General features: G+C 63.7%; 10 protein-coding genes, 1 tRNA gene and 1 pseudogene. 2 read left to right on the top strand and 10 right to left on the bottom strand.

Features of this window, described 5'->3' with window-relative positions:
• Window positions 1–37: 37 nt before the first annotated feature.
• From AAFX91_RS35925 to AAFX91_RS35910, 4 genes are all read right to left on the bottom strand, one after another.
• Complete coding sequence (locus AAFX91_RS35925) at window positions 38–421, bottom strand: hypothetical protein (protein ID WP_394569679.1); 384 nt, start codon at window positions 419–421, stop codon at window positions 38–40.
• Window positions 421–822 carry an SRPBCC family protein gene (locus AAFX91_RS35920; RefSeq protein ID WP_394569678.1) on the bottom strand — a complete coding sequence of 134 codons (402 nt, stop codon included), beginning with the start codon at window positions 820–822 and terminating at the stop codon, window positions 421–423. The genes AAFX91_RS35925 and AAFX91_RS35920 overlap by 1 nt, the downstream gene beginning before the upstream one ends.
• Before the next feature lie 149 nt (window positions 823–971).
• Entirely contained in the window at window positions 972–1,331 is a 360-nt protein-coding gene (locus tag AAFX91_RS35915) for a VOC family protein (protein ID WP_394569677.1), read from the bottom strand.
• Window positions 1,332–1,388: 57 nt separating this feature from the next.
• Window positions 1,389–2,228 carry a helix-turn-helix transcriptional regulator gene (locus AAFX91_RS35910; RefSeq protein WP_394569676.1) on the bottom strand — a complete coding sequence of 280 codons (840 nt, stop codon included), beginning with the start codon at window positions 2,226–2,228 and terminating at the stop codon, window positions 1,389–1,391.
• Between the two features lie 171 nt (window positions 2,229–2,399).
• Here AAFX91_RS35910 and AAFX91_RS35905 point away from each other — a divergent pair.
• Window positions 2,400–2,473, top strand: a tRNA-Gly gene (locus AAFX91_RS35905).
• Between the two features lie 10 nt (window positions 2,474–2,483).
• Here the strand turns inward: AAFX91_RS35905 and AAFX91_RS35900 are convergent.
• The 4 genes and pseudogenes from AAFX91_RS35900 to AAFX91_RS35885 form a co-directional block, all read right to left on the bottom strand.
• On the bottom strand, window positions 2,484–4,016 hold the full coding sequence (locus tag AAFX91_RS35900; RefSeq protein ID WP_394569675.1) for an aldehyde dehydrogenase family protein: 1,533 nt from the start codon (window positions 4,014–4,016) through the stop codon (window positions 2,484–2,486).
• Window positions 4,017–4,259: 243 nt separating this feature from the next.
• Window positions 4,260–5,317 (bottom strand): annotated as a pseudogene (locus AAFX91_RS35895) (class I SAM-dependent methyltransferase).
• A 279-nt stretch (window positions 5,318–5,596) separates the two neighbouring features.
• Window positions 5,597–5,962, bottom strand: a complete 366-nt coding sequence (locus AAFX91_RS35890) for a nuclear transport factor 2 family protein (RefSeq protein ID WP_394569674.1) — start codon at window positions 5,960–5,962, stop codon at window positions 5,597–5,599.
• A gap of 185 nt (window positions 5,963–6,147) precedes the next feature.
• Window positions 6,148–6,246, bottom strand: a complete 99-nt coding sequence (locus AAFX91_RS35885) for a ChaB family protein (RefSeq protein ID WP_283813506.1) — start codon at window positions 6,244–6,246, stop codon at window positions 6,148–6,150.
• Between the two features lie 162 nt (window positions 6,247–6,408).
• Here AAFX91_RS35885 and AAFX91_RS35880 point away from each other — a divergent pair, with 162 nt between their 5' ends.
• Complete coding sequence (locus tag AAFX91_RS35880; protein ID WP_394569673.1) at window positions 6,409–7,563, top strand: alpha/beta fold hydrolase; 1,155 nt, start codon at window positions 6,409–6,411, stop codon at window positions 7,561–7,563.
• A 27-nt stretch (window positions 7,564–7,590) separates the two neighbouring features.
• Here the strand turns inward: AAFX91_RS35880 and AAFX91_RS35875 are convergent, their stop codons facing one another.
• Together AAFX91_RS35875 and AAFX91_RS35870 are read right to left on the bottom strand one after the other, a co-directional pair.
• On the bottom strand, window positions 7,591–7,782 hold the full coding sequence (locus AAFX91_RS35875) for a hypothetical protein (RefSeq protein ID WP_130577657.1): 192 nt from the start codon (window positions 7,780–7,782) through the stop codon (window positions 7,591–7,593).
• A 47-nt stretch (window positions 7,783–7,829) separates the two neighbouring features.
• Window positions 7,830–8,504, bottom strand: a complete 675-nt coding sequence (locus AAFX91_RS35870; protein ID WP_394569672.1) for a helix-turn-helix domain-containing protein — start codon at window positions 8,502–8,504, stop codon at window positions 7,830–7,832.
• Between the last annotated feature and the right edge of the window lie 208 nt (window positions 8,505–8,712).

The raw sequence follows: 8,712 nt of genomic DNA, 5'->3' as shown, positions 1-8,712 counted from the left end.
GACGAAACAATCCACGAGATCTTCCTAGCCGACCAGATCAGCCCTCAGTGCGTGGTCGCCGGATGACGCTCACGATCATCTGCAGGAAGGTGCGCGTGACCGGATCGGTCCACTGTATCAGCCAGGCGTCGAGCTCTCCATCGTAGACCCTGAGCGTGGTGCCGTAGGAATTGGCGTTGGCGGTGGCATCGGCCTCGCGCAACTCGCCGCGCGGCGGCACGATCCAGACATCCTGGATCGCGCGGCCTTCGAGCGCCCAGCCGAAGTGCCATTCGCCCTTTCGCTCTCGCCTGGTGCCGTCCTCGGCAATGTGGGTGACATCGAGATCCCAGGAGCCGACGAAGCGGCCATAGAGATCCATTTTGCCGGCGCGGTCGGCTGCAGCACCGTCCGCGCCGAGCGCTTCGAGGAACGGGTTCATCACGCCGCTTCCCGCCCGAGCTTGTTCTGCATTGCGCCGACGCCAAGATCCATCTGGGAGGAGATGTAGGGCGCGATCTCGCTCGGCAGCACATCGGCGATCCACGTCACGCGGCTGCGGCAGTCGCCGTCGGCGAACACCTGGATGGATGCGCTGTGCTGCTTCAGCCGCTCGCTGACGACGGCATAGACCAGCCGCCGCCGTGCGTCGTCGCAATCGACCAGCAATTCACGCGCCACCGTGCCGTTGGAGAAGGTGACGATACGCGCGTCGCCGTCGAGCTTGGTGTCGAGCACGAAGCCCGGTACCAGGCGCGTATGCAGCGCGCCGAAATCGCGTAAGGCATCCCAGACCTGATCAGGATGCGCGTCGATGATGAATTCCTTGTGGATGGAAGCCATGGGGTGAGTCCTTCTTGAAAGCCTTTGAATGACGGCAGTCGCGTAGGGTGGGCAAAGCGAAGCGTGCCCACCATCAAGCTCTCTGCTCGCAATGGTGGGCACGCTCCGCTTTGCCCACCCTACGGCCTCGCAATGATGAAGATGGCGTCTCACGTACACACCGCCTCGACATTGTTGCCGTCGGGGTCGATCAGAAACGCCGCGTAATAGGTCGGGCTGTAATCCTTGCGATGGCCGGCTGCGCCGTTGTCGCGGCCACCGGCTTTCAATCCTTCGCTGTGGAATGTCTTGATCGCGTCGTGGTCCGGCGCGCGGAATGCGACATGGGCGCCGCCATTGCTCTGGCCCTTGTGCAGATGCAGCCACAGCGCCGGCTCGCCCTTCGGGCCGAAGCCGGCGCCACTGTCATCGCGCGAGCACAGGACATAGCCGAGCGGGGCGAGCGCTGCGGTGTAGAAACGCACGCTGGCGTCGAGATCGCCGACGCGCAGGCCGATATGGTCATACATGATTGTTCTCCAGTGCTTTAAGCGCGCCTGACGACGCGCGGGACTGGAGGAGGTTAGCTAGTGCAGCGCCAGCCGTTCTTGGAAAATCTTGCGGTCGCCGCGCGACGCTTTTCGGAACGCATGCGGTGAGACGCCGGCGGCGCGGTGGAACGTGCGCACGAAATTGGAGAGATCGCCGAAACCGACGTCGTAGGCGATCTCGGTGATCGGGCTGTCGTCGTCGGCCAGTCGCCGCGCCGCGTGGCGCAGCCGCGAGCGCACGAGATATTGATGCGGCGTCACGCCGAGGACTTCCGAGAACAGCCTGAGGAAATGGAACGTGCTGATGCCGGCCTGATCTGCCGCATCATCCAGCCCGATATCCCGCTGTGAGTGTGCATCGATCCACAGCGCCGCCTCGACCGCACGGCGGCGGTCGCGTAAGGCGGCCGTCACCGGCCTCGCCGCGCGTCCCGAGACCATCTCGATGAAGCGGCTGGCCAGGAGATGGCCGGCCTCGTCGAGGCCGATGTCGCTGTTGCCATCTGCTGCCGTTTGCGCAAGCTCGCCCAGCACCATCAATTCCGGCAGCGGCGGCACCGATCCGATCTGCCAGACCGCGCGGCTGTCGCCGATCGCCTGCACCAGCTCCGGATGCAGGTAGAACGACAGGCATTCGTCGCCGCCGACATGGTCATGGGTGCAGGTATATTCGTCGCCGGGATGGCCGACCAGGATCGCGCCGGTCACCAGCTCATGGAAACGGCCGCGGCAATGGCAGCCGAAGCTGCCCTTGCGGACGTAGGAAATCGAATGCGCATCATATTGTTCGGCAAACGGTTTCTCGCCGGGCACCGCGGTGCAGCGGAACTCGTTCACGGCAATGCGCTCACGCTGCAACAGCGGCGTTCGGATCATGCGTCAAGACTTAGCGATGCGCCCGCGGCGGCGCAACGGGCAACAGCACATCGAACAAGGTCCGGCGATTGCTGTCGAAATTGGAATCCTGCCGTTTTCCGTTAAGGAGAACGCGAGAGGCGACTTGGCGAAAGCCCCGGTCTCGGCTAATCAGGAGCGGCAGCGCGATCCGCGGGCGTAGTTCAATGGTAGAACGGCAGCTTCCCAAGCTGCATACGAGGGTTCGATTCCCTTCGCCCGCTCCAACCCTTTGCGTCACCCGACGTCGAATTTGACGCCCTGCGCCAACGGCAGTTCGCGCGAATAGTTGATGGTGTTGGTGGCCCGTCTCATGTAGCCGCGCCACGCGTCGGATCCGGATTCGCGGCCGCCGCCGGTTTCCTTTTCGCCGCCGAACGCGCCGCCGATTTCGGCGCCTGATGGGCCGATATTGACGTTGGCGATGCCGCAATCCGAGCCGACCGCGGAGATGAAGGTCTCGGCCTCGCGGATGTCGGTCGTGAAGATCGATGATGCGAGCCCCTGGGGCACTGCATTGTGGCTCGCGATCGCCTCGGCGAGATCGCGGTAGCGCATCACGTACAGGATCGGCGCGAACGTCTCGCGCACCACCGGCCCGGTTTGGGACGGCATCTCGACCAAAGCGGGGGCGACGTAATAGGCGCTGGGCGATTGATGAACCATGCGGGTCCCGCCATGCACCTTGCCGCCGAGCGAGGTTGCTTCCTCCAGCGCGCGGCCCATCGCCTCGAAGGCAGCCGCATCGATCAGCGGGCCGACCAAAGTGAGCGGCTCGCGCGGGTCGCCGATCGTCACGGAACGATAGACGCGGCTGAGCCTCGAGACGAAATCATCGGCGATATCTTCGTGCACGAACAGGCGGCGCAGCGAGGTGCAGCGCTGTCCGGCGGTACCCATCGCGGAAAACGCGATGCTGCGCAAGGCAAGATCCTGATCGGCGGACGGCGTGACGATCGCGGCGTTGTTGCCGCCGAGCTCGAGAATGGCGCGGCCAAAGCGCGCGGCGACGCGCAGGCCCACCTGCTTGCCCATCGGCGTCGATCCGGTGGCCGACAGGATGGCAACGTCGGGGTGATCGACCAGGACTTCGCCGACCGTGCGGTCGCCCTGCACGAGTTCGGCCAGACCCTGCGGCGCGTCACCGAAACGTGCAAGCGCGCGTTCGACGATCGCCTGCACCGCGCACGCAGTCAGCGGCGTTTTCTCCGAAGGCTTCCACACCACGGCGTTGCCGCACACCAGCGCAAGCGCTGCATTCCAGCACCACACGGCAACCGGAAAGTTGAACGCCGTGATGATGCCGCACACGCCGGCCGGATGCCAGGTCTCCATCATCCGATGACCGGGGCGTTCGGATGCGATCGTCAATCCATAAAGCTGGCGCGACAGGCCGACGGCGAAGTCGCAGATGTCGATCATCTCCTGCACCTCTCCGAGCCCTTCGGAGAGAATCTTGCCAGCCTCGATCGTCACCAGCCGCCCGAGCAGTTCTTTCGAGCTGCGCAATTCCTCGCCGAGCAGGCGGACCAGTTCGCCCCGGCGCGGGGCGGGGACGGTTCGCCATGTCAGGAACGCAGTCCGCGCGCGAGCAATCGCTGCGCGCGTGTCGTCGTCGCTTCCGGGCTTGAGACGCCCGATGACCTTGCCGTCGATCGGCGAGCGGGCGATCAGACTGCCGTCGGCGACGAAGGCCGGCAGAGCCCCCAGCTTCGTCAGGAGATCGATGGCTTCGTTGGCAACACTGGAGCTTGGCGTGGAGGTGCTCATGGCGGATGTCCTCGGATCAGCGGTCGCGCATGCAAGCGCCCGCTCGATTTGCTATAGCGTTTTCGAGCGAAGTGGACACCGGTTCGCGTGAAGAAAACGCGTCAAAACAAGAATCTAGAGCTTCGGTTCTGATTCAATCAGAACCGAAAATGCTCTAGCAAGTCCCGCAAGCACTCGTCCGCGTCAAGTCCACCCGCCGCCACGCGAAGAATCTTCGCGCGGCGGCGCTCAGTGCCGGGGGTGTTATGGCCGTGCTTCCAGGATCAGGTTGAACGGCGTTTCGGTGGCGCGCCGGAACCGGGTGAAGCCGGCCTCGCGGGCAATCTCGCGAAGCCTGGCCTCGCCGGCCTGCGCGCCAAGGCGAGCCCGACCTCCTGGTCCAGGGAGGCCGGCGTGCAGACCATGGTCGAAGCCGCATAGTAGACCCGCCCGATCGGGTTGAGGTTGTCCTCCAGCCGGTCGTTGGCGAAGGGCTCGACCAGCATGCAGGTGCCGTCCTTGGCCATGGTGCTGCGGGTATGCTTGAGCGCGCCGACCGGGTCGCCCATGTCGTGCAGGCAGTCGAAGAAGCACACGAGATCGTAGCCGTTTGCCGGAAAAGTCTTCGCGGTGTGGGTCTCGAACGTCATGCGATCGGACAGTCCCGCATCCCGCGTCAGCTCGCGCGCGGCCTGGATCGAGCCCTCGTGATAGTCGAACCCGAAGAATTTGGATTTCGGGAACGCCTCCGCCATCAGCCGGGTCGATATGCCGTGTCCGCAACCGACATCGGCGACCTTCGCGCCCCGCTTCAGCTTGTCGACGACGCCCTCCAGCGCCGGCAGCCATTCCTGCACCAGATGATGCTTGTAGCCGGTGCGGAAGAAGCGCGCCGTTCCGCAGAACAGGCATTCGCTGCGCTTGTTCCAGCCGACGCCCTTGCCGGTCTTGAACGCATCGGAGATCTTCGGCTCGTCGAGGAATGTCGCCGCCACGAGGTTGCCGACCGCGCCCAGGAAAACCGGGCTCTCGTCGTCCGCCAGCGCCATGGCCTGCTCCGGCAGCATCGAGAACTTTCCGGATTTGGTGTCATATTCGACGTAGCCGGAGGCCGCTTGCGCCGACAACCACTCGCGCACATAGCGCTCCGCGGTGCCTGTCGCTTTCGCCAGCTCTGCGGAGTTCATCGGTCCCTTCTCGGCCAACGCCTTGTAGAGGCCGAGCCTGTCGCCGATCAGCATCAGCGACGCGTTCATCGCGGCGCCGATGTCACCAATCATCTTGCCCATGAAAGAGTTCAGGCGGTCATTATCAACTTCCATGATATGTCTCCATCGAAATTGTCTTTCGCCAAAATATCACGTCGACGCTGCGGAAGCGGACCTTGCAGGACGCAAGACCGCTCCATCGCAGCGCCTGGCCGATGGTAAGGCCGTTTCGGGGTAGGGAGCGAGGTGTTACGTCTCACGACAGCGAGATCGCCGTCACAAGCGCGCGAGCGGTAACGCAAACTTGCTCCGCTCTCTTCTCTCATCACGGCAGTGCATGGCAGCGAGGCTGACGGATGTTGCGTCGGCAACACCGCCATGCACCGCGTCGTATCACGCGCCCTGCGGCACCTGGTCGAGGAAGCCGGTGATGCTCTTGATGCGGCCGTCCTTCAGCACCGCGAAGTCCGTGCCCTTGATCGGGCTGTCGGTGCCATCGGGACCGAGGCCCCAGGAAAAGCGGAGATGGTCGCCGAAACCGTTGGGTTCGCCGATCAGTTTGAACTTGAACGCCGGAAATTTTTCCTGGACGCCTGATATCAGCGCATCGACGCCTTCGTGGCCGTCGCCGCTCATCAGCGGATCGACATAGCGTGCGTCGGCGGTCCAGTTCTCGGCCAGCATCTCGCGGCGCCGGCTCGGCGTGCGCTCGTTCCACAGTTCGATATAGCGGCTTGCGATGGTCTTGTGGTCGGTCATCTTGCTCTCCTTCGCGTATCGCCGAATGGATCGGCTGCTGCGAACTATCGGATGTTGGCGTGAGCTAATCGATTACCTCCGAGGTCATCGCCTGCTGCTTGGAAATCTGCGGTGGTGCGCGAAACCGGATCACGTGCCAGTCGTTGGTTTCGCGCTGGAGCAGTTCGAACAAAACTCTTGGAGTTCTAGATTCCGGGTCTCTGGATCCAGTGATCACCGACCTTCGCATAGGATCGCTTCACCGCCGCCGAGGCGGTCCGGTGTGCGATCTCCTCTTGCCTGATGTCGCCCGCATGGGCCGGCGCCGCAATTCCTTGCGCGAGTGCATTCCTCGCCGAAATGGAGCTAATATAGCAGTCCTGCGTTTCGTTGGTGCTTGATCGAGGTCAAACCTTTCGCCGATGCCTGTCCGACCATGGCGCCGGCGAGCAAAAGGGGGAGTGAGCTTGGGCGAGAAGAACAGACCACCGGAAGAGAAGCCGAGCGCCGACACTGATTGGGCGGTGCAGACGCTGCTATGGCCAATGGCGGCCACGCGATTGGCGCTGGAGGCCTATCTGCATTGGTTCGCTGATCGCGAGCCCACGCCGTCCGAGCCGGAGAGCGAACCGCCGCTGTCCTGGACCACGCCGAACGTGATCGCGCTGCAGCTCGCCTCGATGCGGCTGCGGGATTTTTCGCGCAAGGCGACGGGCCAGCCGCTTCTGATCTGCGCTCCATTTTCGCTGCACGAGGCCTTGGTCGCCGATTTCGCACCTGGCCATAGCCTGGTGCAGGCGCTGCTGCAGGGCGGCATGGATCGCATCTATGTCACCGACTGGTGCTCGGCGACATCAGAGATGCGCTATTTGTCGATCGACAGCTATCTCGCCGATCTCAACGTGGCGGTCGATGACATCGGCGCACCGGTCGATCTCATCGGCTTGTGCCAGGGCGGGTGGCTGTCGCTGGTCTATGCCGCCCGTTTTCCACACAAGGTGCGACGGCTCGTGCTCGCCGGTGCGCCGGTCGACGTCTCCGTGCCCTCAGATCTGTCGCGGATGGTGGCAAGTATGCCAAAGCAAGCGTTCGACGAGCTGGTGCACCAGGGAGAGGGCATCATAAGCGGCAAGCATACGCTTCGCTTCTGGAGCATGCCGCTTACCCTCCATGACGTCGAAGCGACCTTGCAGCGGGATGTCGGCGATGGATCGGAGCAGGGCGCGGCCCTGCTGGCGCGCTTCGAGCGCTGGGATCGCAAGCTGCTGGATTTGCCGGGAACCTTTTATCTCGAGGCGACCAACTGGATCTTCCGCGAGAACCGGATCGCCGAGGGACGCTTCGTCGCGCTCGGTCGCCAGATCGATCTCGCCGAGGTGACGGTTCCGGTCTTTCTGCTGGCAGCAGAGAAGGACATTGTCGTGCCGCTCGAGCAGGCACTCGCCACGGCGCGCCTGCTCGGCACGCCGCCGCATTGGCTGGAACAGGCCTCCGAGCCGTGCGATCACCTCGGTCTTTTCATGGGGCGCGAGAGCTTGGGCCGTTCGTGGCACCGGATCATCCGCTGGCTCCAGGCGGGTGGTGACGATGTTGCGCAGCCAAGGCCCAGGATCAGGGCGTGAGACGAAAGCCTTCAGCGGGAAGTCGCGTTATCTCAACTCGGCCACGGTGAGTGGGCGCGTCGCATTGGACACGGCAATATGCTGAACGGTGGGCTGCCGGCGCGAAGCTTCAGTTTGGTCGCTGCTTCGGCCGTGAACCGCCAGCAGCATGATCGCGACCGCGGCGGCAACACCAAGCGCAATGATCTTGCGATGGGTGCCACGATCCGCGCTGATCAATGAATGGTTCATGGCACATCTCGGTCAATTCTATCCTGGTCAGGCGTTCAGGCGTTCAGGCGGTTCAGCGCGGCGCGGTTCCGCAATTCGATCCGGCGCGAGGTCGCCAGCGCGATGGCGCCGGACTGCTCCAACTGGGTGAAGGTGCGTGACACGGTCTCGATGGTGAGGCCGAGGTAATCGGCAATGTCCTGGCGCGACATCGCAAGTTCGATCGATGTCGTGCTGGCGGTGCGGCGGGCGATATCGAGCAGGAATCCCGCGACCCGCTCCTCGGCGGTCTTGATCAGGAGCAGCATGTGATTGCGGAAGCGCTGCAGTTCACGCGTGGTGGCATCCCAAAGCTGCTGCGCGAGATCCTTCTCGCGCTCGGCACGCAGCATCACCGCGCTGCGCTTGACGATCAGGACCTGCGCCCCGTTCACAGCCTCGGCGGAAGACGAGTGCGTTTCGCCCGCCTCAAAGCCGAAGATGTCGCCCGGCAGATAAAACCCACCGATCTGGCGCCGGCCGTCCTCCAGCATCTTGTAGGTGCGGACAGTACCGGACACCACCTGGTAGAGATATTCGGCCTCGTCACCTTCGCCGTAGATCTCGACATTGCGTGCGTATTGAAAGGGCGTGCCCATCAGCGCAAGCGGACCCTGCATGGCCGGGCTTCCGAGACGGTGCGGCGTGCTCGCGGCCTGGCGGAGGACGGGGCGGGAAGCGTCGGTGTGCATGGCGGGCTCCTTCAAATCATCTGATGGAACCAGAGTGCCTGCTTGCACCGCGCCTGAAAATTCGGAGTCCTTCCCTAAGGAAGATTACGGAGGGTAGGTCTCCCGAGATGTCGTAGCCCGGGTGGAGCGCAGAGACTGAGCAAGAATCGGGAACTAGGTTGCCAAGTGGAGGCTGAAGGGATTTGGCGCGGGATTTTGCTGTAGGCGG

The sequence above is a fragment of the Bradyrhizobium sp. 31Argb genome, from assembly GCF_043638955.1.
Lineage (GTDB): Bacteria > Pseudomonadota > Alphaproteobacteria > Rhizobiales > Xanthobacteraceae > Bradyrhizobium.
Note: the sequence above shows the minus strand (reverse complement) of the source record. Positions and strands in the feature narration are given on the sequence as shown.

What these genes read in the sequence shown, in the direction of transcription:
- AAFX91_RS35910 (WP_394569676.1), bottom strand. Translation starts at nt 2,228, where the DNA reads ATGATCCGAACGCCGCTGTTGCAGCGTGAGCGCATTGCCGTGAACGAG.
- AAFX91_RS35870 (WP_394569672.1), bottom strand. Translation starts at nt 8,504, where the DNA reads ATGCACACCGACGCTTCCCGCCCCGTCCTCCGCCAGGCCGCGAGCACG.
- AAFX91_RS35900 (WP_394569675.1), bottom strand. Translation starts at nt 4,016, where the DNA reads ATGAGCACCTCCACGCCAAGCTCCAGTGTTGCCAACGAAGCCATCGAT.
- AAFX91_RS35915 (WP_394569677.1), bottom strand. Translation starts at nt 1,331, where the DNA reads ATGTATGACCATATCGGCCTGCGCGTCGGCGATCTCGACGCCAGCGTG.
- AAFX91_RS35920 (WP_394569678.1), bottom strand. Translation starts at nt 822, where the DNA reads ATGGCTTCCATCCACAAGGAATTCATCATCGACGCGCATCCTGATCAG.
- AAFX91_RS35925 (WP_394569679.1), bottom strand. Translation starts at nt 421, where the DNA reads ATGAACCCGTTCCTCGAAGCGCTCGGCGCGGACGGTGCTGCAGCCGAC.
- AAFX91_RS35890 (WP_394569674.1), bottom strand. Translation starts at nt 5,962, where the DNA reads ATGACCGACCACAAGACCATCGCAAGCCGCTATATCGAACTGTGGAAC.